The organism is Flavobacterium agri (assembly GCF_013401995.1).
GTDB lineage: Bacteria > Bacteroidota > Bacteroidia > Flavobacteriales > Flavobacteriaceae > Flavobacterium > Flavobacterium agri.
Genome location: NZ_JACBJI010000001.1, coordinates 1 through 21,373, shown reverse-complemented (window position 1 = coordinate 21,373; position 21,373 = coordinate 1). Strand labels below are relative to the sequence as shown.

Genomic DNA, 21,373 nt, shown 5'->3' with positions numbered 1-21,373 from the left:
TAACCCAAAGTCCAAGTTCACAACACATTCCAGCTTTAGTTTTGCCCGGTTTAAATAATTCTGATGAACTGGAAAAACACCTATACGCGACTTTTGCTGATTTTCGGACTTTTTGCATCGTTCTCTTCGCAATCCCAATGCATCCAAATCGAAAGCATACTTGTAGATGCCTGCGGAACACAGGAAGGACTCAACGAAATGGTGCGCTTCAAGGTCGGGAACGCCAACCTCAACACCTCGAACCTCAGCGTCGACTGGCCGAATAACAATTGGCAGGGATTGTTGCAGAATACCGTGACCGCTTCCAAAACGGCCGCTCTAAACGCCGACATACTCGATGCCGGAGGCTGCGGCCAACTGCTAGAGCCCACAAACGGACTGTTGCCTGCCAACGCCAACGTGATTCTGGTGACGAGCTTCAACCTCGACACACCATTGAACCAATTCGGTGCGATAACCGAAGATTTCTATATCCTTTACCAGAACAATACGACCGTCACGGGCGGGCATTTCGCCAATTCGGGAACGGGTACACGTACATTGTCGATTTCGTTCGGAAGTTGTACCGATACCGTCACGTATGACCGCGCATTATTGGTCAACCAATCCGGAGCGACCGTTCCCGCCGACGGAGCGACCGTGCTTTTCGCGAACAACGGCACACCGACGTATATCAACAACGGCTGTTCGGCACCCGTTCCGCCATTTACGATACATGCGGGTAACAACATCACGGCCTGCGCCGGAAGCACGGTAAACCTCAACGCACAATCGCAAGGCGCACAATCGACGCAATGGTCGGCGACGCAAGGCAGCTTTTCGAATACCGCAAGCCTTACTTCGAACTATACGCTTCCGCTCCAGGCAAACGGCACGATCACATTGACGCTTACCGCAACGAATGCTTGCGGGGCGACGATATCGGACACGGTGACCATTACCGTTTCTACTTCGGTCACGCCGAATTTCCAGACGAGCCTTTCGCTTTGCAACGGTCAGGCCGCACCGAATTTGGCCAACGTTTCGCCCAACGGGATTTCGGGAAGCTGGAATCCGTCAACGATCAACAATACGCAAAGCGGAAATTATGTTTTTACACCTAATGCGGGACAATGCGCGAATCCGGTCACGTTGTCGGTAACCGTTTCTAACGGAGGCATCGTCCCGAATTTCGCAACCCAACTCAGCGTATGTGCAGGCAGTACGCCACCGGTTTTGGCGACTACTTCACCGAACGGCATTTCAGGAACATGGAATCCTTCGGTGATCAATACGAATACGAGCGGTTCTTATGTGTTTACGCCGAATGTGGGGCAATGCGCCGTTCCGGTAACGCTATCGGTCACGGTCTCGAACGGCATCATCCCGAATTTCGCGACACAACTTACCGTATGTTCCGGAACCACGCCTCCGGTTTTGGCGACGACTTCACCGAACGGCATTTCGGGAACCTGGAATCCGTCGACGATAAATACCAATACGAACGCAACGTATATTTTTACTCCGAATTCTGGTCAATGCGCCCAAAATGCAACGCTTACCGTAAACGTGGTTTCGCAGATCGTGCCCGATTTTGAGACGAATCTTACAATTTGCGCGTCTTCGACCATTCCTGTTTTGGCTACGACTTCGCCGAACGGCATTAGCGGATCGTGGAATCCGTCGGTGATAAATGCCAGCCAAAGCGACAGTTATATCTTCACGCCGAATGCGGGACAATGCGCCACATCGGTCACACTTACCGTAACCGTAACGACACCGATCATCCCGGATTTCGAGACGCAATTCACGCTTTGCAACGGTTCGCCGGCCCCGATTTTGCAAACCGTTTCACCGAACGGCATTACCGGCAGTTGGACGCCATCCGTAATTTCATCGACACAAAACGCCACGTATACATTTACTCCGGACACCGGGCAATGCGCGCAAACCGCATCGCTTTCGGTTTCGATCACGACTTTGGATGTCGCGATTTCGCAAGGTTGCGAGAACGGCAGTTACATGCTTCACGCAAATCAGGAAAATCAATTCGATTCGTTCGAATGGACGTTGCAAAACGGGCCTGTGGTCGGGAATTCCGCCGAATTGAATGTTTCCGGATTGACGCAAACCATGACAATCGATTTTCCGGCGACGTTCCAATTGTCGGTGAGCACGAACGATGGTTGCAACGGCACTGCACCGGTTACGGTAAACGGTATATTGTGTTCGATCCCGAAAGGCATTTCCCCTAACGGCGATTCGTTCAACGACAGTTTCGACCTCACCGGATTCGGGGTTTCCGAACTCAAGATCTACAACCGGTACGGCACAGAAGTCTACAACCGTAAAAACTACACCGACCAATGGCACGGCCAGTCGGACAACGGAAACGACCTGCCCGACGCGACCTATTACTACGCGATCACGACCGTTGGCGGAAACGTGAAAACGGGTTGGGTGTATGTGGTCCGCAAGAGTTGACAAGATCTCAAAATCGACTTTAACTTACTGTTTTATAACAATTTAATAATTGAAAGCCAAGCGATTATGACCATGCGGCCTTCTAATTTTGTGCGGTAAAAACAACAGCATTTACGATAACCAAACGATCCCTATTTTGCCTGAACACTATTTTCTTCCGCGTTTAAGCCGATTCCTCATGCCTTTACTGATGTGCATCTGCTTTTCGGGCACGGCTCAAATCTATCAGCACGATTTCGGCAGTACGACCATTTCGACGCATCCGTATACCGTTGCCCCGACGATGATTGACTCGCACCTGTCGGGTTCGTCCTGGACCAACACCGCAAACGCGTGGACGAGCGCGACAGGCTCGGCGGGACAAGCCATCCGACTTACGACCGCAACCGCGGCCACCATAACATTGACTTTACAGGTTGCGGCCAATTTCCAGATGCAGCTCAACTCTTTCGGTTTTTGGACGCAACGCAGCGCTGCCGGCCCACAAAACTGGACGCTGTCGGTCAACGGGACTTCTGTAGGTTCGGGAATCGTGCCTACGATTGGCGCTTCCACGGGAACGATTCCCGTAAGTACGACGATTTCGGGCGTTACGGGAACGGTACAGATCACGTTGTCGCTTAGTGGGAATACGGGCAATGGCACATTCCGCCTCGACGATTTCACGCTCAACGGCAGCGTGACCTCGAATTGCAGCGGCGCGACCGTTTCTTCGATTTTTCCCGTTTCTGGTCCTCAAAATACGCTTGTGACGATTTCGGGAAGCGGCTTTACATCGGGTTCGGGTACGAGCCAGGTCGCGTTCAACGGGATCGCTTCTTCGTTTACGGTCGTTTCGGATACCGAGATAAAAGCGTATGTACCTGCCGGAAACACCATAGGTCCGATCAGCGTGACGACCAACGGATGCCAAGGTTTTTCCGCACAAAACTTTACGCAAATCGCTTCGAACGCGACGCAGAATTATTCGTCGGACATCTATATTTCGGAGCTCTACGACGCGCAGGCAGGCGACGGAGGCGTCATAGAACTCTACAACGGCACGAACGCCACGGTTAACCTCAATGGTTATTCTATCAGGCGATACGGTGACGTCGGAGGCACGACTTTTTATACGATCAACCTTGTGGGAAGCATGCCTGCGGGAAGTATTTTTTTGATCGGTATCGGAACGGGCACGATCCCGTGCAACATTACGGGCAACCAATATTATTCGACCGGATTCAACGCGAACGACGAATTCCGGCTTTACAATAACGGGGTTTGGATCGACGACGTACAAGCGCCGCAAAACGTCGGTTATTCGGTCATCCGCAAACCCAATGTGGTCGCGCCCCTGCCGACTTTCAACCCGAGCCATTGGGATACTTTCACCACAGAAAATTGTGCCGATATCGGCCAGCACGACGTACAGCAGAACATACCGCCGACGCCTACAAGCCCTTTGAGCGTGTCGACTTGCGAAAACGCCCAGGCGGCTTTTTCGGTCAATGCGCTTCCCGGCGGATTCACCTATCAATGGAAAAAACTCGACGCGGCGGGTAATTGGGTCAACGTGCCCAACACCTCTCCTTTTTCGGGCGGCCAAACCACTACGCTGACCATTTCGCCCGTGCCCGCAGGTTTTGACGAGAGCCAGTATTATTGCCAGATGACGTCGGCCGGCTCATCGGTGGTAAGCCACGCGGCCCAGATGACGGTCACTCCAGCGCTTACTCCCGATTTTCAGACTTCGTTGGTCATTTGCAGCGGAGATGTAGTCCCGACATTGGCTAACGTTTCGCCAAATGGGATTACGGGTACTTGGAATCCGACAGTGATTTCAAATACGGCAAGCGGCAGTTATATCTTCACGCCGAACGCGGGACAATGCGCGTCGGCGGTGACGTTGAACGTTTCGGTGACGAATTCGATCGTTCCGGATTTCGCGACGAGTTTGACGATTTGCCAGAACGATGTTGTTCCGACTTTGAACTCCGTTTCTCCGAACGGAATTACGGGAAGCTGGAATCCATCGACAATTTCGAATACGGCAAACGGCAGTTATATCTTCACGCCGAACGCCGGACAATGCGCCTCATCCGTGACGTTGAACGTTTTGGTGACCAATCCGATCGTTCCGGATTTCGTGACGAGTTTGACGATCTGCCAGAACGACGCCGTTCCGACTTTGAACTCCGTTTCTCCGAACGGAATTACGGGAAGCTGGAATCCATCGACAATTTCAAATACGGCAAGCGGCAGTTATATTTTCACGCCGAACGCAGGACAATGCGCCTCGGCGGTGACGTTGAACGTTTCGGTGACGAATTCGATCGTTCCGGATTTCGCGACGAGCTTGACGATCTGCCAGAACGACGCCGTTCCGACTTTGGCCAACGTTTCCCCGAACGGCGTGTCGGGAAGCTGGAATCCATCGACAATTTCAAATACGGCAAGCGGCAGTTATATTTTCACGCCGAACGCAGGACAATGCGCGTCGGCGGTGACGTTGAACGTTTCGGTGACGAATTCGATCGTTCCGGATTTCGTGACGAGTTTGACGATTTGCGAGAACGACGCCGTTCCGACTTTGAACTCCGTTTCTCCGAACGGAATTACGGGAAGCTGGAATCCATCGACAATTTCAAATACGGCAAGCGGCAGTTATATTTTCACGCCGAACGCAGGACAATGCGCGTCGGCGGTGACGTTGAGCGTTTCGGTGACCAATCCGATCGTTCCGAATTTCGCGACGAGTTTGACGATTTGCGAGAATGACGCCGTTCCGACTTTGGCCAACGTTTCCCCGAACGGTGTTTCGGGAAGCTGGAATCCGTCGGTGATTTCAAACATAGCAAGCGGCACTTATATTTTCACGCCGAACGCCGGACAATGTGCATCGGCGGTTACGTTGAACGTTTCGGTGACCAATTCCATCGTTCCGAATTTCGCGACGAGTTTGGCGATTTGCCAGAACGACACCGTGCCGACTTTGAACTCCGTTTCCCCGAACGGTGTTTCGGGAAGTTGGAATCCGACAGTGATTTCAAATACGGCGAGCGGCAGTTATGTCTTCACGCCGAACGCCGGACAATGCGCATCGGCGGTGACGTTGACCGTTTCGGTGACCAATTCGATCGTTCCGGATTTCTCGACAAGCTTGGCGATTTGCCAGAACGACGTCTCTCCAACTTTGGTTAACGTTTCCCCGAACGGAATTTCGGGAAGCTGGAATCCGTCGGTGATTTCAAACACAACAAGCGGCAGTTATATTTTCACGCCGAACGCGGGACAATGTGCGTCGGCGGTGACGTTGAACGTTTCGGTGACGAATTCGATCGTTCCGGATTTTGTGACGAGTTTGGCGATTTGCCAGAACGATGCTGTTCCGACTTTGGTTAACGTTTCCCCGAACGGTGTTTCGGGAAGCTGGAATCCATCTGTGATTTCAAATACGGCAAACGGCAGTTATGTCTTCACGCCGAACGCGGGACAATGCGCATTGACGGTGACGTTGAACGTTTCGGTGACGAATTCGATCGTTCCGGATTTCGCCACATCATTGACCATTTGCCAGAACGACGCCGCTCCGACTTTGGCCAACGTTTCCCCGAACGGGGTTTCGGGAAGTTGGAATCCGTCGGTGATTTCAAATACGGCAAGCGGCAGTTATGTTTTCACGCCGAACGCCGGACAATGTGCCACCTCGGTACTATTGACGGTTACCGTAAACCCACTGCCGACGCCTGTTTTACACGATACGCTTTTGTGTGCCGACAATCCTTCGGGCGTTTTGCTCGACACCGGATTGCCTGCTTCGGGTTATGCGTTCCAATGGAGTTTGGACGGAAACCCGCTTACCACAACAACGCCGGCACATTTGGCCATGACTCAAGGCATCTATTCGGTTACGGTGGAAAATGTGGTTTCGGGTTGCATGTCATCGGCCCAGGCCACGGTGACGGAATATGGCGGAATTACAATAACCGCCCAAGTACCGCGTGATTTCGAAGGACACGGAAACGTGCATATTTTAGTGACCGGCGGATCGGGTAATTTCTCGTATCTGCTCGACGGCGAACAGCTTCAGTTGAACGACGGTTATTTTGACGGGCTCGATTCGGGAGAACATATGGTCGAGGTTCGCGATATTGACGGTTGCGCGATCGGCAGCGTTTCGTTTTTCATCCTCTATTATCCAAGGTATTTTACACCGAACGGAGACGGTTTCCACGATGCCTGGACGATTTCGGGCCTTCCGAATCCCGGAGCTCGCGTGTATATTTTCGATCGTTACGGCAAATTGCTCAAAGAAATGGATCCGTCGACGACCACGGGTTGGGACGGTACTTTCAACGGTCGGGAATTGCCTTCTACCGATTATTGGTTCAAACTCAACTATACCGATCGCAGCGGCAAAAAGAAGGATTTCAGCGCGCACTTCTCGTTGAAGCGTTGATATGTCTATCGATGGATCGCGGCGTCCAGTTTCTCGAGATATAATTTGTCGAGTTCGGTTTCGACAGCATTGAATGTCTTTCTTTGGGCGAAATGATGGTTTTGCACAAGCTTGAGGATACTGTCTTTCTGATGGTCGTTTTCGGCCAGAATCAGAACTTCTCCCGAACTGGCCTTTGCCCATTTACGCACAACGGCTGTATCTGTTGACGTGAGCACCTCGAAAAATAGTTTCGGATACTTCTCCATATACTCGAAAGCGAACATGCCGTAGGCTTCGGAAACCGATCCGTCGACGTTATCTGAATATTCCATAAGCTTCAGTAAGTGCTGTCTTCTGGTTTGTTCGGAGGCTTTTTCTACACTGTCGATACTTTGAAAAACATCGCGTTCGAACTTTTCCCAATCTATTTTGGCCGTTTTGGAATCTGCCGGTTTTCGGGGAATATCGGTCTGTTGCTTTTTGCAGGAAACCACGAGAAGTACGATTACGGAAAATACAAGTCGTTTCATTTGGTTGGATGGGTTGTGATCGATTTGGCTACTTTGAGCAAACGTTCGTTTTCGGCTATTATCGCATCGAGCTTTCGGATAACAACCATCGTTCTGGAATTCGAATTATAATCGTAATTGATGTTCTTCTCGCCTTGGGCCGTCGTTTCGGAAAGTACCATGAGCCCGACCGTTTTTTTGATTTGTTGTTTTCTTCCCAAATACGTGAATTCCTTGAAAGTGCCGTGAGCCGAAACATAAGACAACGTGTCTTTTTCCTCGGAAATGAATTCGAAATCCTTGAGCTCTTCGGCTTTCAGCTGCTTCTCATGCTTCTGGAAATCCTGCCAAAAACCGTGGTCGTCTATCGTTATTTGCGTGTACCGATGGCACATATCAAACCGTGTGAGGTAGGTCATTTTTCGATCTTGCCACATCACGTAAGACGGGTTGGACCAAAACTCGTCGCTGCAATCGTAATCGGCCGTATTGACTTGGGTTGTGCTTTCGGAAGAATAGCTTTTGTAGATGATGATGTTCGATATTTTGTCGCGTTTGAGCTTTTTGGTGAAGTCGAGAACAAATGAATCGAGTGCTTCGACAGTTCGGGATTGGCCGAATACACTTGAGCACAAAAGCAACAAACACAATGTTATCGTCGATTTCATATCGTTGAAACGATTTCGGTTTTTAGTTGCGAAGGATTTCATCCAACCTCATTTTTATCACCAATGTCGAATCGGGCGAAACATTGTCGGGATAATTCTTGCGTTTGACCAAATGCGGAGGCGCAACGATTTCGCGCACCTCGCCTACCTTCATGCCGCGCAATCCTTCGTCCACGGCCTGTGTGGCCTGATTGCCGCCGATGAGTACTTTTACGGGCGAATTGGAATCGTAATTGGAATACAATACCGTTCCGTTCCTATAACTCGTGGTTTCGTACAAAAGTATCTCGTCGCCTTCTTTCGCGGCTTCTCCCGAACCTTTCTCGAGAATACGGTAACGCAAGCCCGACGCGGTCTGGATCGTTTTGCCCGAACATCCGAACAAAAGAGCTGTCGCACAAATCAAGTAAATTCTTTTCATGGCAATCGGATTGTTGAATCACGAAGGTAGCCAAAAACAATATCCGCGACATCTGCATGTTGTTAAACACTTGCCAACGCCGACACGCACTTTGGCTTTTTCGCTAAATTTGAGCAAACCTAAAACGTACGACATGAAACAACTAAAAACCGCCATCTTGCTTTTCGTAGCACTTTTGGCGACCAACATCCAAGCTCAGGAAAAACCTAAAAGCCCGGCGGAAACCGCAACTGGAAAAATCGGAAATGCGACGGTAACGATCAATTACGGTGCGCCTTCGGTACGCGATCGCGAAATTTGGGGCAAACTCGTTCCTTACGGCGAGGTTTGGAGAGCCGGTGCGAACGAAGCCACGACTTTCGAGACGAACCAGGATTTGACGATCGAAGGACAAAAACTGCCTGCAGGCAAATATTCGTTTTTCATCATACCTGAAAAAGACAACAGCGCGACGGTCATTTTCAATAAGACATCCAAACAATGGGGAGCTTACGATTACAAGCAGTCTGACGACCAATTGCGCGTGAAAGTGAAAGGTGTGAGCGAGAAGGAAAAAACCGAAAAGCTCACATACAAAGTAAACGCAAAAGGTTTTTCATTGACCTGGGACAAATTGACGATTCCGGTCAGCGCGAAATAATCGATTGATTTTTATATTGCCGGAATGCTTCGAACGAGGTTTTCCGGCAATTTCATTTTACGAAAATCCGATGCGAAAAATTACATTGCTTCTTTTGGTCTTTACGTTTATCGCTTGTTCCCGATCGAAATTCGAAAAGGAATGGACGACAGAAAAAGCGCCCGAAACCTTCTCGGCCCGCTTCGAAACCACCAAGGGCAATTTCGAGATCGAGATAAGACGAAGCAATTCTCCGGCGGCCGCAGATCGCTTGTACCAGTTGATTTCGCACGGTTATTATGACAATTCGGTGTTTTACCGCGTCGTGCCGAATTACGTCGCCCAGTTCGGAAATACCGATGTGGCGGTCATGGAACAATGGCGTTCGGTAAAAATCCCCGATGAACCCGTCCGTTTGGGCAACAAGAAAGGCACAATCAGTTTTGCGCGATACGGCAAGGAAACGCGAGACCTCGAGCTGTTCATCAACCTCAACCACAATATCAGACTCGATACGACATTCGTGGATGGCGTAAAGGGTTATCCCGCGCTCGGCCAAGTCTCTAAAGGCATGGAAGTCGTAGAGGAATTGTATTCGGGTTATGGCGAACGCACTATGCCCGAGGCCGATAATATGTACGCCGACCGACCTGACTTCATGCGTACTTTCGTCAATCTCGACGTGATCCGTACGGCTTATATCTTAAGCGAGGAATAAACTCCGAGCTTTTATTTCTTTGCGATCGCCGGCTTTTTTTGGACGACACCGGCGCGACCGATCACTTTTTTCTGTTTCCCGCATTGCACGACGACAGAATCTTTCGCGATTTTCCTCACGGTGATCCCATCAGATTTGCCATTCAAATACAACCTTGACATCTTGCCATTTATTTTGAGCATGGCCAATTCGGAGCTTCCGTTGTTCGATTTCACAAAACCGAAGTATTCGATCTCAGGAAATTTCATCTCTGGCGCGCGTACGATAGGCTTGCGCTCTGCACTTGTCTTTCTGTAAGAAACCGTTGCGCTTCGGGTGCTGATCCTGGGCGTTTCCATGTTTCCCGTGAACGGGTTTCGCCTCAACGTTTCCATCTTGAAAGTGTCTTTATGCGGTAGGCTCACTTCTTTTGCGGATGCCGCATAATTTTGGGGAGATACGGTTTCGCCCTCAAAGAAAAAACGGCTCACGTATTTGTAGCCCACGGCTATCCAGATACCGGCTACAGCTAGGGCGAGCAAGCGGCTGAAGAGTTTCTTGTCTTTCACTCTACGGTAAATTTATATACGGGTCCGGGAACGCTGATGTTTCCGGCGGCATCTTTTGCCTTGACGCGCCAGTAATAGTCGCCCGTATTGGCAAAAGCCTGCTGGAAGTTCGTTGCAGATACGCTCGAGGACTGGATAATGTTTGTGAAGCCTTGGTTTGTCGATATTTCTATGATATAGGAAATCGCAGACTGGATCACACCTGAATCCTGTGGTTGCGTCCAACTGAAACTCACGGTTTGGGCTGGCTCGAAATTGGCTTCGTCTGCGGGAAGACTGTTTTGGGGGGCGTTGGGTACGGTCATGTCGAGCGAGAAATTTCTGCTGCTGAATACCGTACTACCGTCGGCGTTTACGGCTTTCACCCGCCATTTGTATTCTCCTTCCTGGTCGATCATGGTAGTGTTCAACGTCAACGATGTTTGGGTAATGTTGTCCTGGGAATAGACCAGGCTGCTCGAATTGGTAACATCGAGTATTTCAAGGCGGTAATAATCGGCAGCAGAAAGTTCTTCCCACGAAAGGATGAAATCGGGCGCATTGGTCAGGTGGTCGGGCGCAGGTGCCGTAAGGATAACCTGCTGTTGACTCAGGTCATCGGATTCGACGACATCGAACGCGTTCGGGAACGAATACGAAGATTCATATGCCGAATTCTCACCTCGTACGCGCCACTGGTAATGCCCGGGATTCATGGGCAATGTAGCCTGAGTGCCTGAAAAAAGCGTGTCGGCCACAATTACCTGGTTCGAGGAGTAGACCTGCACGCGGTATTCGTCGGCCCCTTCGAGCGACTGCCATTGGAACGTGACCACGTTGCTTTGCACGACCGTTCCCGGCGAAGGGAAAACTGCGGTGACCGTGTCGTCCGAAATATCTTCTTCGATGATGTCCTCGCAGGAAAAGCACAGCAAGCCGAGCAGGATCAGTACAATCTTATTTATTGCTTTCATAATTCTGGAAAAATAGTTTAAGGTGCAAGGTTTCCCTCATATTGAATTTGGTCTTGTAAAAATGCAGGGCGAACAGCCTCGAATCGCGAAAATCGGTCTCGAAACCATAGGCGAGCCGCAACATACCGTCGAGCGAGCCGGTCACGTCGAGCTGGTTGGTGTTGGCTTGGTAGTCTTCGGTCGAAAACGAATGGATGGGAGCCAATTCCTGAATCGAAACCCCGCCGCGCCTCGAAGTGAAGGCCATGATATTCTGCTGAACCAGCTCTTTACTTCCTTTTTCGCTTCCCAACAAGGCATCGAAAGTTTGCTTGTCTTTCCTGATTCTCGCGAATTCAGCCGATTTTTTCTTGATGTCAACTGCTTTTGCCTTGAGTTCGGCATTTTGAAAATAGAGCTCGAACAGGTTGCGGTACGACCTTTTGTAGGCTGTTGCCGCCATCAGTACGAAAATGGCCATCAGGGCCAACAGTTTCTGTTTGTAAGTGTATTTTTCGAACATCACTTCACGGCTATTTTAATTTCGAAAATCCTGTGCTGGCCTTTGTCCCTTGACAGGCTTTGAAGCCGCAGCTCGGCTACCCAATCGAGTTTCTTGAGCGTCTGCACCCATTGGTTGAACCCGGCGTCGTTGGACAGGTAGCCTTTGAGATAGATCACTTTTTGTTCGAATTCCACGGGTTTCTTGTCGTCTAGAGCATAACGCAACGGATTCACCTTGAGTTCGTTAAGCTGCACACCCGGAGGCACTCCTTGAAGGATTTCGTAGGCGTAGAAACTCAGGAACTTGTCCGACAGTATACCTGATTGGTTAACGATGGTGCGTTTTTCTCCGTTCTCCTTCTCCATTTCGAGCATTTCGCGGTACGCCTTGTCGGAATAGAGGTTGTACATGTCGAGTTGGGCGTTCTGCCCAAGGTAATATTGGGTAAGCGCATAACTTGCGGCCAATGACACCAGGAAAAAAACCAGCATCGAGATACCGAGATACCGGAAAGCCTTCTTGTAGCGCAGTTCTTCGGTAGAAAAATTGCCGTTGTTGTCCTTTACTATTTCGGAAGCGGGCGCAAAATGTACAACTGCAGCGGCATACAACGGAAGGAAAGCGCCTTTTATTTGGGTAGTCCCTATGGCATAACTGGTTTCTGCGGACGCTTCCTGTTTGCCGAAGCCGATAAGCCTGCCGTTGTCGAAGTGCAGGCGCATATCGTCTATGGCAATTTCATCACGGTTGACCGCGCGCGCCAATAAAGCCGTATGGAAAACTCCCGTAAACAAATCAAGTATCGCATAACCTGACTTGGTGAACGTGGCCGTGATGTCTTCGGCTACGTTCTTGCGGCAAAAACCCATGAACAGCAACGCGTCCTCGGTTTGGTAACCCGTATAGGAAAGGCTTTCGAAATCGATGCTGCGTTGCCAGGTAAGATCGTCCTGGTCGTTAAGGTCGATCTTCCGATACAGCACGCCTTTGACATTGATTACCAGTACAACGGGAAGGTCGCGCTCGCAATTTGCCGTGATTTCGGAAAAATCGGTATAGCCGTGACTCGAAACCACCAACAACTCATTGTTCTTCTTGTGGACAACGAGCACGCGGTAATCGAGACGGTCTCCCGTTCCGGAAACGCCTATGACCCTGATCTTGTCCAAGCCGAATATTTTGGAGAATATGGGTTTCATCAATATACGATCGTCGGCTTTATGAACAGGTGCAGTTTGGAATTCGACTTGGTCTTGTTCCTGCTGCTGAAGAACCATTTGATGATCGGTATGCGCGAAATCAAAGGCGTACCCGATCCTGTATTTTCCTTGGACAATTCATCCAATCCGCCCAAGAGTACCATCTCGCCGTTTTTGACCCTGACCAGCGACTGGAAATTCTGGGTCGCCTTGCCCGGAGGAGCGGTCTCGGCAGCCCTTCCCAAAAAGGAACTCTTTTCTACCTGAATATTCAAGGTCACGTTCTCATCGGTCGACACGAAAGGCATGATCGAGACCTTGAGGTTCGCGTCGGTCTGCTTCCATGAACCGGATTGCAGCACGTTATTCCCCAACCCGCTGTTTATCAATTGATTGTTCTGTTCAAAATAATAATTGGTCTCTCCTATCGAAAGCGTAGCCTCGTGTCCGCTGAGCGTCGCTATTTTAGGCGTGGACTCTATCTTGAGCAGCGAATTGTTCTCGAGGAACTGAAGGTTCAGGTAAAAGGCGTCGGTCACCTTGCCGAGTTTTATGAATCCCAATCCGTTGAAGGCATCGATGAGACTGTTGACCGACGAACTGTTGAGCGTCACGTCTGTGGTCGGGAAAAGCAAGCCGCTGGTCACTTTCTCATTCGACTTGTCTATACCCGATTTTATACCGGTCTGTATGCCATATGCTTTTTTGTACTGTACGATGATGACCTCGATCTGCACAAGAGGTACGACCTTGTCGACTTGCTTGAGGTATATCTTGAGCTCGTCGATCACACTTCTCGGCCCCGATACGATCAATCCGTTGAGTTCCTTGAATTCCTTGAGCTCGAGTTTTTCGGAAAACACTTTCGGAAGCGAAGCCAACACCAGTTCTATCGAACGGTTCTCGAGCTGCACCATTTCTGTAGCGCGCAAACCTTCTGTGGCATGTTCGCCAATCAGATAAAAGTTGCCTTCTTTCTTGTACGAGTATTTCTTACCCTTGAGGATATGCTCCAGAAGATCGTCGAACGTAATGCCCGTCGCCATCAGCGAGGTTTTCTCATTTTCGGGTTTGTTGTAGATGAAATAATTCACATGTAGCTTTTCGGCCGCATCGGTAAGCAGTTCGGCCGCATCGGCCGCGTTGGCTCTGACGCTGAGCAGTCCGTTTTCGAGAACCGTGACCTCGAACGTACCCAGTGCCGTGCCGCCGCCGCTTTTCGATTTCGGCTTTTGGCCATTGCGGTCGCTGAATGTTGTCTCTGTGTTTTTTTGTGTCTGCTTCTCAAAGTAAAACACGCCGGTTTCGTCTTTGTACGATTGCAGCCCGTTGGACTTTCCGATCATTTCCACGACCTGATCGAACGGACGGTTCAATATGTAGGCCGATACGCGCTGGCTCCTGACCTCTGGCGACATGATGATGTTTTTGCCCGAGGCGTCTACGATGGCCTGTACCGCGGTTTCCAATGTATCGTTCTCAAGATGCACCGACAGGAAATCGTTCTCCTTGTTGTATTTCACGTCGATGATTTTGGGTAGTTTCTTCTCGGGCAACTTGACTTCCTTGCGCTTGCGGAAGATGATGATGTTGCTCATGAACTCGACTTCCAGATCGTATTTGGCGGCCAGGAACACGAAGGCGTCCTTTACCGTGACGTCGTAAAAGTTGTTGACCACGGGAATGTTCAGGTCCGAGTCCACACTTACGTTCAAACGGTTGTTCTCGGCTATGGAAAGGATAAGATCATATAGCGAAAGACCCGAAATGTCGAGCTTGATCACGTTGTTGAGTTCCTTCTTCTGCTTGGCGAAATCATCGAAACGCCTGTTGAGCTCGAGCACGTCCTGTTGGGCGGACAATGAGCACGAGCAAGCAAACAAAACAACGAGCAGGAGTTTTTTTATCATAATCAGGCGTTGAGTAATATGGAGTAGATTTCTTCGAGAGAGGTCTCGCCCGCGCCGAGCACGTCGAAAGCCTTTTCGGATAGCGATTTGTATTCTTCTTTGTTTTCTAGAAAAGTATCGAGCGCGCCAGTCTTGATCGCATCCGATACCTGTGGCGTGATGCGCACGATTTCATACAACGCGCGCCTGCCTTTGTATCCGGTATGGAAGCAATTGTTGCACCCTTTTGCCCTGAAAAGCCGATCCGGTTCATACGGGATGCGGAATCCGCCAGGGAAATCTTCGGGTTGGTACGGTATTTCTTCTTTACAGTCGGGACAAAGTTTCCTGATGAGCCTTTGCGCCACCGAAAGGTTGAGCGTTTCGGCTATAAGATACGCGGGCACACCCATATCGACGAGACGTGAAACCGTTCCCAAGGCCGAATTCGTATGTATGGTAGACAAGACCAAGTGTCCGGTGAGCGAGGCACGAATGGCCATCAGCGCGGTCTCGGCATCGCGTATTTCGCCCAGCATGATGATATCGGGATCCTGGCGCAGGAACGAACGCAACGCCGCCGAAAATGTAAGCCCGATATCTTCTTTGAGCTGCACCTGGTTGATGCCTTTGAGGATGTATTCAATCGGGTCTTCCACAGTAAGGATGTTTCTCCTTGAATCGTTGAGCAGACGCAATGTGGCATACAGGGTCGTGGTCTTGCCCGATCCGGTAGGACCGCTGATCAGGATGATGCCGTTGGGCTTGCGGATGGCCTCTAGGTATTCTTTGAGCGCTTCGGGTTCGAACCCCAAAGTATCGAGGTCGATCTTCGAGGCGTCCTGTCCCAGAAGGCGCATCACAATCTTTTCGCCGAACAAAGTAGGCAATATGGAAACGCGGATATCGAATGCGGGTGTCGTGATCCTGCCGTCTTGCGGCAACCTCTTCTCTGTGATGTTGAGCTTGGCCATGATCTTGATCTTGTTGACCAATTCCTGGTAACTGTCCCTGTCGAGTTTGTAACGGTCGAGCAACTGGCCGTCCACACGCAACCTGACACGCGCTGAATTTTCATACACTTCGCAATGGATATCGCTGCTTTTCAACGATTTTGCCTCCGCAAGCAATTCCTCGAGGAAATCGCCTTTCTCGAGATTAAGTGTCCTCGATAATTCTTGGCGCTCCTGGCGGTAATACCGCGACAATGCCTTTTCCACAAGATGGGAAGGATACGGAGTGAACGTCACTTTCTTGCCCAATAGCAACTCGAGCTCGTCGGTGATATCCGTGTAGTCCGTTTTTTCGGCACAATACAGCACCAACGCTTCAGGATACACTTCCTGAGGCAGTATCTTGTAGGAATTCGCCATGTAGTTTGAAATGGCGTGGCGGTTGTCTTCGGTTATGATGATTTCGTCCATGTTTCAGTTAGGCAAAATTATTTTCGGGAACGGCAACAGCAGGTCGCAACCCAAAACGGCTATGAGGAACACGGCCGAAAACCCAGCCAACGGGATGTTGTCCTGTGCGATGCGTTTTCGGAAAACGGTACTGAGCAAAAGCGCGAACAGCATCGAGCCGATGAAATACGCGATGTAATCGGTAAGCAGGAACAGAGGTGTTATCGCGGCATAGAACAAAAGGTCGCCCAGCCCGAAATAATGCTCGAACGGGTTGAGTATCGCTTTCTTCCTGATGCTCATGTAGGCGACCATGGCAGCCATCACGACGAGCAGGAAAAGCAGGTTGACCGCCACTATCCTTTGCCAATGCAAGGAAAACCCTTTGATTCCCTCGGCCATAATGAAAACCGACAGAGGAGCCGCAACGTGTATTTTCCTGTACTTGAGGTCCTGGATGAAAATAAGGGCCAGGCAGGCCACCAGACCAAAAACAAAAAGTGCTTTCAATCTTTTACGACTTCCCTTAAAATTTTCTTCGAATCTATTTCCCAGGTGTTGAATTCGCCATCGCCGTCAAGATCGGAAACGGCAGTAGCCCTCGCCATGAAAGCGTTGGCCGAGGACTCGACGATCTCGATACGGTATACGGCCTGGCCGCCCTCATCTACCGTGGGTTCCTGCTCGAAACCGATTTCCTCGAGGTTGCCCGCATATTTGGAAAAACGGTAAAAATGACTTTTCTGAAGTCCGTAAACCTGGTTGAGCATGGCTTGTGCCTCTATCGATTTGGCTTGGCTGACTACCGAAGTCTGATTGGGCAACACGAGCAACAACAATATCCCGATGATGCACAACACGATAAGTATCTCGTTAAGTGAATACGCCTTGACATAGCCATGACGGACCCGTCTTTTCAAACTGGATTTCAGGGACTTCATAATGTTTGTGGTTGAAGGTTCCAAAAATACGCTTTTTTCATTCTTAACAAAGTTTTAAGTATGTATAATTTTGCTGAGTTCGAACATGGGCGCATACATGGAAACCATTATCACGCCTACGATTATGCCGATGATGATGATGATCATCGGTTCGAGGACCACCCCTATCATCTTGCTCTGGTAACCGATGTCCTCATTGTACTGTTCGGTAAGCCTGGCGAACATGGTGTCCAACTGATTTACGTGCTCGGCTACTTCGACCATGGAGACGAGTTTGCCGTCGAAAATCTTATGGTCGCGAAGACTGTCGCTAAAAGAACTGCCTTTGGTGATCGTTTCGCGAATTTTGGGCATTGCCGCCTCTATCGGATAGAAGCGTATCATCTTAGAAGTCAACGATAACGAAGTAATCAGTGTCGTGCGTGAGGACAGCAACAGGCTCATCGACTGGCAGAAACGCGCAATGTATATCTTTCGGATCAACTGCCCGAAATACGGGATACGTATCGCGATACCCGATGTGACGCGCCTGTACGTATCGGTCTTGCCGTACAGGTAATGCAGGGTTACAAAACCCGCCGCCAATAGCAATACGCCAAGGAACATGGCGCCCGAATGCCGCGAGAGCATCAGGATGAATTTGGTGCTCGCGGGCAGTTCTCCTCCGAACTGTCTGAAAACCGAGCTGAACATCGGCACGACTTTGGAAAGCATGAACCAAAGCACCAAAAGCGTCACCAACATAACGATGCACGGATATGTGAGGACCGACACGATTTGGCGACGCATCGCGATTTTGCGCCCGAAATACTTTTGGAGTTCGGTCAATACTTCTTCGAGTTTTCGCGTTTCCTCGCCTATCTGTACGCTGTAGAATTCGTAAGGGGAAAATTGCCCGGTTTCCCTCATCGATTCGTAAATGCGTTTGCCTCGCACGATCTGGCTCTTGATCCCGAGTATGAGCTCCTGCTCGCCTTTCTTGTCGAACTGTTGGGATACGATTTCGAGGGCCTTTTTGAAATCGACACCCGAACGTAGCAATATGCCGAGTTCCCTGTAGAAGACTTCCTTCTTCTTGTCGGAAAACCCTTTAGATAAGGACAACTGTGCCTTTTGATCAGGTTTAGATCTGACGCTTTTTTGCGCAGCCGCCGTCTTGTAGGTATTAAGGTCGATTGACATCTTGATTCGCATTGAGCCTTTCGGCGGGATAAATATTTTTATAGAAGCGCAACGAGTCGACGCGTGCGTCGAGGTCGAAAACAAGTTGCAGCCTGCTCATCGTCTTTTTGCCCGATACGTTTCCGATGGTGTCCAACAAAACCGAAATCGGACGGATGTGGAAAGTATCGGCGAACGTCTCGGAATGCCGTACGATAGCGCTATCACCGAACTCGAAATAGGCGGATTGACCTTTGTAATCACTGAATTCCAAACGCTCTTCGGTGTAAGACAACTCCCGGCTGCCGAACATGTCGCGTTGCATGACCCAGGAAAGCCGGTTCACGTCCGAAACTTTCTCGTTTTGGTAACGCAGGTCGCTCAGCTGGCGCGACAATATCGAAAACACGACAAACACCAGGCCGATGACCACAGCCATGACTACGAGGCCCACCATGGCTTCGACTACGGAAAAGGCACGAACGGCGTTACGGGTTGTCATAAATATAAAAGGTCTGTTGCTGTTTGTCATGGCCGAGACTGTCGGACAAAATCACGGTCTGTTCTTTGAGTGCGGTATTGAGCCAGGTTTCCTCTATGCTGATGTCCTTGCGTACGACCTCGTTGTGGAGTTCGCACAAATAAAACGTTTCGGCCAGCCGATTGGATGCAGCCGAAAAGGAAACGCTGTTGCGATGTGACAAGGCACGCGCATAAACGACCATCGAAATGTAGACGCATACCGATATCACCGTAAGGGCGATCACCGACTCCAAAAGGGAATTTGCCTTACAATACTTTCTTGATGATGCCATACGCGTGATTTTGGCCGGAAAATACCGGTATGTCTAAAAATTGTTTCGGTTTTCGGGCATCGATCTCGATATCGCCAAGGCAGTTGAGCCAGTCGGTTCCCCCAAATGCGTAAGCCAAACGCGAAGCATAGACGGTTCCGTTGATTTTGCCTTTGGCGATTAAAGTCCCCGAACAGTATACCGTGCCTGTAATCCTGGCATCGTCGGCAAACAGTATTCGGGCTTTATCTACGTTGAGAAAATCGTTGCCCGTAACCACGACAAGGCCTTTGACCGAAAAACCATCTCCGGTTTCAATCTGCATCTTTTCCTTTCCCGTATTGCGTACGCAAAGTACCGATGGATAATCCAGACGCACCTCTTTCCCAACCCTGATCGAACGCGTCGCGAATGCCTGCACCGTCCCGCGGAAATTATCGCCAATGACGATCTTCGGAGCGATGAGCAGCACGTCTTCGAGAACCGTCGAGGCATCCACCACGATAGAATCCCGGGCCACGAGTGCGTAATTGCCCCTGAATATCGCTTTTTGCAGCAAAGGGCTCGGCAGCAATACGGTTAGGCGCGGCGACTCGAAAGAATGGTAATACAACAAATCGCCCGTTTTGGGTACATTGGAAAGCGGTTGTGACGTCCATGTGCGGGATTCCTCGTAGAATGCGGCACACTTGTCCGCCAGCTCGGGAAGGAAGCGATCGGACGGCATGACCTTGCCCGAGAGGTCAATCTCGTTCTTCTGATGGTTGATATTGGCCTGTTTGGTACGCCCGAGCGGCAGCTTCATGTCTCCTGACACTTTCACGTTTCCGGTCAGGTTGAGCATGTCCGAGAAATCGGCGGTGTACAAAGCCAATGGCGAATCGTCACGGCGACCCGTCAGATAAGCCGAGGCCACCGTGTCCCGATCGCGGATCGACCGCACCTCGAGAACCTCGATAAGCCCGTGCATGCGAGTGGTATATTCCGATCGTATCCCGTCTTCTTGTTCGGGAACGTCGACAGGCTCCAAGTTGTTGCCCAGCGCGAAGTTCGTCGTGGAAAGGTTGTCGAGGTACAGTTCGGACTGCAGCCCGTAAAAAACGTTGAGACGTTCGTGAAGGCTGCCGACAAGCAACAGCGCCCCGCACAGGATCCCGACGATCAGGCAGATATAAATCGCATATATCAGGCTGTTCGCGCGGATCATTTTTTGGTTTCTTTCTTGGAAAACAACCTTTTGAAGAAGCCCGGTTTTTTCGCGGTATCGGAATTTTTGGCGGCCGCCGTTTCTTTTAGGGCGGCCTTCTTTTGTTTTTGTAGTTCCTTAACTTGCTGTTTTTGCTGGCGTTCCTGTTCTTTGTCGGCTTTCGCTTTCTCTTTTTGGGCCTTGGTCAGCGGTTTTGCTTTGGTATATTGCTCACCGTTCTTGAACCAGAGTGTGTCCTTGACTGCATAACGTACCCAGGCACCGTGTTTCTCACCTCTTTTGTAGTTGCCTTTTTCGGATAGGTTACCGTTTTGGTCGTACAGCATGTACATGCCCGACCTGAGTCCGTTGTTCCAATATTGCGTGGATTGCAGGTTGCCGTTCTCGTACCATGACTTCCAACGTCCCGTTTGCAGCCCTTTGTTGAAATTACCTTTCTCGGCCAATTGGTTGCTGTGGTAGAATTTGGAGTATTCCTGATCGAGAAGCTCTCCGGCGGCACCACCTTTTGCGCTGTGGATCGCACCGCCGCGAAACCAAAAGTACGTCTTGTGCTCGCGAATGGCGGTAGTTTTGGCCGTGGTGTGGAATTCGTATCGGAAATTGGCGTCGGATACCCGTTTGATGGAATACGGATCACCGTTCAAGACGTGGACCGAACAAAGTATCGCCAGTATAGCGTATTTCATAATGTCGTTTGGTGGTTGGTGTTGGGAAATCGGGCGACAGCGTTTCATGACATCGTAACCGACTGCTGCAAAGATACTTTTTAAGAGATAATTAACGTTTGGGAAACCGTTAAATTTTCATACATTTCCTACGACGCTGCATTCGTCCAGGTTCTTTGTTTTTTTAAGTCGATTTTTGGTATTTCAACACTTTTTCGGGTTTCCAAAAGTCTTATCAAGCCACTGATAATCATCGATTGGAATCTTTTTGATTACTATCCTTTCGGGATGCTGCAGAAGGAGCG

General features: G+C 50.1%; 20 protein-coding genes. 4 read left to right on the top strand and 16 right to left on the bottom strand.

Going from position 1 to position 21,373, the window contains the following annotated elements:
• Window positions 1-63 precede the first annotated feature (63 nt).
• Both HZF10_RS00100 and HZF10_RS00095 read left to right on the top strand, forming a co-directional pair.
• Complete coding sequence (locus HZF10_RS00100; RefSeq protein WP_176004127.1) at window positions 64-2,463, top strand: T9SS type B sorting domain-containing protein; 2,400 nt, start codon at window positions 64-66, stop codon at window positions 2,461-2,463.
• Window positions 2,464-2,641: 178 nt separating this feature from the next.
• The gene (locus HZF10_RS00095) at window positions 2,642-6,904 is read left to right on the top strand and encodes a T9SS type B sorting domain-containing protein (protein ID WP_176004126.1); all 4,263 of its coding nucleotides are present in this window, start codon (window positions 2,642-2,644) and stop codon (window positions 6,902-6,904) included.
• Between the two features lie 5 nt (window positions 6,905-6,909).
• Here HZF10_RS00095 and HZF10_RS00090 read toward each other — a convergent pair whose 3' ends face one another.
• The 3 genes from HZF10_RS00090 to HZF10_RS00080 are packed head-to-tail and all read right to left on the bottom strand — an operon-like array spanning window position 6,910 to window position 8,484.
• On the bottom strand, window positions 6,910-7,416 hold the full coding sequence (locus tag HZF10_RS00090) for a hypothetical protein (RefSeq protein ID WP_176004125.1): 507 nt from the start codon (window positions 7,414-7,416) through the stop codon (window positions 6,910-6,912).
• A complete protein-coding gene (locus tag HZF10_RS00085; RefSeq protein WP_176004124.1) occupies window positions 7,413-8,105 on the bottom strand; it encodes a hypothetical protein in 693 nt (230 codons plus the stop codon). Before HZF10_RS00085 ends, HZF10_RS00090 begins: the two co-directional genes overlap by 4 nt.
• Window positions 8,086-8,484 carry an FKBP-type peptidyl-prolyl cis-trans isomerase gene (locus HZF10_RS00080; protein ID WP_176004123.1) on the bottom strand — a complete coding sequence of 133 codons (399 nt, stop codon included), beginning with the start codon at window positions 8,482-8,484 and terminating at the stop codon, window positions 8,086-8,088. Before HZF10_RS00080 ends, HZF10_RS00085 begins: the two co-directional genes overlap by 20 nt.
• A gap of 133 nt (window positions 8,485-8,617) precedes the next feature.
• Here HZF10_RS00080 and HZF10_RS00075 point away from each other — a divergent pair, with 133 nt between their 5' ends.
• Both HZF10_RS00075 and HZF10_RS00070 read left to right on the top strand, forming a co-directional pair.
• Window positions 8,618-9,124, top strand: a complete 507-nt coding sequence (locus HZF10_RS00075; protein ID WP_176004122.1) for a DUF2911 domain-containing protein — start codon at window positions 8,618-8,620, stop codon at window positions 9,122-9,124.
• Window positions 9,125-9,194: 70 nt separating this feature from the next.
• Window positions 9,195-9,821, top strand: coding sequence for a peptidylprolyl isomerase (locus tag HZF10_RS00070; RefSeq protein ID WP_176004121.1), 627 nt, complete (start codon window positions 9,195-9,197; stop codon window positions 9,819-9,821).
• Between the two features lie 11 nt (window positions 9,822-9,832).
• Here HZF10_RS00070 and HZF10_RS00065 read toward each other — a convergent pair whose 3' ends face one another.
• From HZF10_RS00065 to HZF10_RS00005, 13 genes are read right to left on the bottom strand one after another with little or no spacing between them, the layout of a single operon-like run.
• Window positions 9,833-10,369 (bottom strand): hypothetical protein, encoded by a 537-nt coding sequence (locus tag HZF10_RS00065; protein ID WP_176004120.1) that lies wholly within the window; start codon window positions 10,367-10,369, stop codon window positions 9,833-9,835.
• Window positions 10,366-11,322: a fibronectin type III domain-containing protein gene (locus tag HZF10_RS00060; RefSeq protein ID WP_176004119.1), complete on the bottom strand. Its 957-nt coding sequence runs from the start codon at window positions 11,320-11,322 to the stop codon at window positions 10,366-10,368. Before HZF10_RS00060 ends, HZF10_RS00065 begins: the two co-directional genes overlap by 4 nt.
• The gene (locus tag HZF10_RS00055) at window positions 11,306-11,824 is read right to left on the bottom strand and encodes a hypothetical protein (RefSeq protein ID WP_176004118.1); all 519 of its coding nucleotides are present in this window, start codon (window positions 11,822-11,824) and stop codon (window positions 11,306-11,308) included. Before HZF10_RS00055 ends, HZF10_RS00060 begins: the two co-directional genes overlap by 17 nt.
• Window positions 11,824-12,975 (bottom strand): PilN family protein, encoded by a 1,152-nt coding sequence (locus HZF10_RS00050; protein WP_176004117.1) that lies wholly within the window; start codon window positions 12,973-12,975, stop codon window positions 11,824-11,826. Before HZF10_RS00050 ends, HZF10_RS00055 begins: the two co-directional genes overlap by 1 nt.
• Before the next feature lie 29 nt (window positions 12,976-13,004).
• Window positions 13,005-14,915, bottom strand: coding sequence for a type II secretion system protein GspD (locus HZF10_RS00045; protein ID WP_176004116.1), 1,911 nt, complete (start codon window positions 14,913-14,915; stop codon window positions 13,005-13,007).
• Window positions 14,916-14,917: 2 nt separating this feature from the next.
• Window positions 14,918-16,318, bottom strand: coding sequence for a GspE/PulE family protein (locus tag HZF10_RS00040; RefSeq protein ID WP_176004115.1), 1,401 nt, complete (start codon window positions 16,316-16,318; stop codon window positions 14,918-14,920).
• A 3-nt stretch (window positions 16,319-16,321) separates the two neighbouring features.
• Window positions 16,322-16,807, bottom strand: a complete 486-nt coding sequence (locus HZF10_RS00035) for a hypothetical protein (RefSeq protein ID WP_176004114.1) — start codon at window positions 16,805-16,807, stop codon at window positions 16,322-16,324.
• The gene (locus HZF10_RS00030) at window positions 16,804-17,238 is read right to left on the bottom strand and encodes a type II secretion system protein (protein ID WP_176004113.1); all 435 of its coding nucleotides are present in this window, start codon (window positions 17,236-17,238) and stop codon (window positions 16,804-16,806) included. Before HZF10_RS00030 ends, HZF10_RS00035 begins: the two co-directional genes overlap by 4 nt.
• Before the next feature lie 54 nt (window positions 17,239-17,292).
• Window positions 17,293-18,420, bottom strand: coding sequence for a type II secretion system F family protein (locus HZF10_RS00025; RefSeq protein WP_176004112.1), 1,128 nt, complete (start codon window positions 18,418-18,420; stop codon window positions 17,293-17,295).
• Window positions 18,404-18,901, bottom strand: coding sequence for a hypothetical protein (locus HZF10_RS00020; RefSeq protein WP_176004111.1), 498 nt, complete (start codon window positions 18,899-18,901; stop codon window positions 18,404-18,406). The genes HZF10_RS00025 and HZF10_RS00020 overlap by 17 nt, the downstream gene beginning before the upstream one ends.
• On the bottom strand, window positions 18,888-19,214 hold the full coding sequence (locus HZF10_RS00015; protein ID WP_176004110.1) for a hypothetical protein: 327 nt from the start codon (window positions 19,212-19,214) through the stop codon (window positions 18,888-18,890). The genes HZF10_RS00020 and HZF10_RS00015 overlap by 14 nt, the downstream gene beginning before the upstream one ends.
• Window positions 19,189-20,400, bottom strand: a complete 1,212-nt coding sequence (locus HZF10_RS00010) for a hypothetical protein (protein WP_176004109.1) — start codon at window positions 20,398-20,400, stop codon at window positions 19,189-19,191. Before HZF10_RS00010 ends, HZF10_RS00015 begins: the two co-directional genes overlap by 26 nt.
• The gene (locus HZF10_RS00005) at window positions 20,397-21,089 is read right to left on the bottom strand and encodes a toxin-antitoxin system YwqK family antitoxin (protein WP_176004108.1); all 693 of its coding nucleotides are present in this window, start codon (window positions 21,087-21,089) and stop codon (window positions 20,397-20,399) included. Before HZF10_RS00005 ends, HZF10_RS00010 begins: the two co-directional genes overlap by 4 nt.
• Window positions 21,090-21,373: the final 284 nt, after the last annotated feature.

What these genes read in the sequence shown, in the direction of transcription:
- HZF10_RS00100 (WP_176004127.1), top strand. Translation starts at nt 64, where the DNA reads ATGAACTGGAAAAACACCTATACGCGACTTTTGCTGATTTTCGGACTT.
- HZF10_RS00095 (WP_176004126.1), top strand. Translation starts at nt 2,642, where the DNA reads ATGCCTTTACTGATGTGCATCTGCTTTTCGGGCACGGCTCAAATCTAT.
- HZF10_RS00090 (WP_176004125.1), bottom strand. Translation starts at nt 7,416, where the DNA reads ATGAAACGACTTGTATTTTCCGTAATCGTACTTCTCGTGGTTTCCTGC.
- HZF10_RS00085 (WP_176004124.1), bottom strand. Translation starts at nt 8,105, where the DNA reads ATGAAATCCTTCGCAACTAAAAACCGAAATCGTTTCAACGATATGAAA.
- HZF10_RS00080 (WP_176004123.1), bottom strand. Translation starts at nt 8,484, where the DNA reads ATGAAAAGAATTTACTTGATTTGTGCGACAGCTCTTTTGTTCGGATGT.
- HZF10_RS00075 (WP_176004122.1), top strand. Translation starts at nt 8,618, where the DNA reads ATGAAACAACTAAAAACCGCCATCTTGCTTTTCGTAGCACTTTTGGCG.
- HZF10_RS00070 (WP_176004121.1), top strand. Translation starts at nt 9,195, where the DNA reads ATGCGAAAAATTACATTGCTTCTTTTGGTCTTTACGTTTATCGCTTGT.
- HZF10_RS00060 (WP_176004119.1), bottom strand. Translation starts at nt 11,322, where the DNA reads ATGAAAGCAATAAATAAGATTGTACTGATCCTGCTCGGCTTGCTGTGC.
- HZF10_RS00055 (WP_176004118.1), bottom strand. Translation starts at nt 11,824, where the DNA reads ATGTTCGAAAAATACACTTACAAACAGAAACTGTTGGCCCTGATGGCC.
- HZF10_RS00045 (WP_176004116.1), bottom strand. Translation starts at nt 14,915, where the DNA reads ATGATAAAAAAACTCCTGCTCGTTGTTTTGTTTGCTTGCTCGTGCTCA.
- HZF10_RS00040 (WP_176004115.1), bottom strand. Translation starts at nt 16,318, where the DNA reads ATGGACGAAATCATCATAACCGAAGACAACCGCCACGCCATTTCAAAC.
- HZF10_RS00030 (WP_176004113.1), bottom strand. Translation starts at nt 17,238, where the DNA reads ATGAAGTCCCTGAAATCCAGTTTGAAAAGACGGGTCCGTCATGGCTAT.
- HZF10_RS00025 (WP_176004112.1), bottom strand. Translation starts at nt 18,420, where the DNA reads ATGTCAATCGACCTTAATACCTACAAGACGGCGGCTGCGCAAAAAAGC.
- HZF10_RS00020 (WP_176004111.1), bottom strand. Translation starts at nt 18,901, where the DNA reads ATGACAACCCGTAACGCCGTTCGTGCCTTTTCCGTAGTCGAAGCCATG.
- HZF10_RS00015 (WP_176004110.1), bottom strand. Translation starts at nt 19,214, where the DNA reads ATGGCATCATCAAGAAAGTATTGTAAGGCAAATTCCCTTTTGGAGTCG.
- HZF10_RS00010 (WP_176004109.1), bottom strand. Translation starts at nt 20,400, where the DNA reads ATGATCCGCGCGAACAGCCTGATATATGCGATTTATATCTGCCTGATC.
- HZF10_RS00005 (WP_176004108.1), bottom strand. Translation starts at nt 21,089, where the DNA reads ATGAAATACGCTATACTGGCGATACTTTGTTCGGTCCACGTCTTGAAC.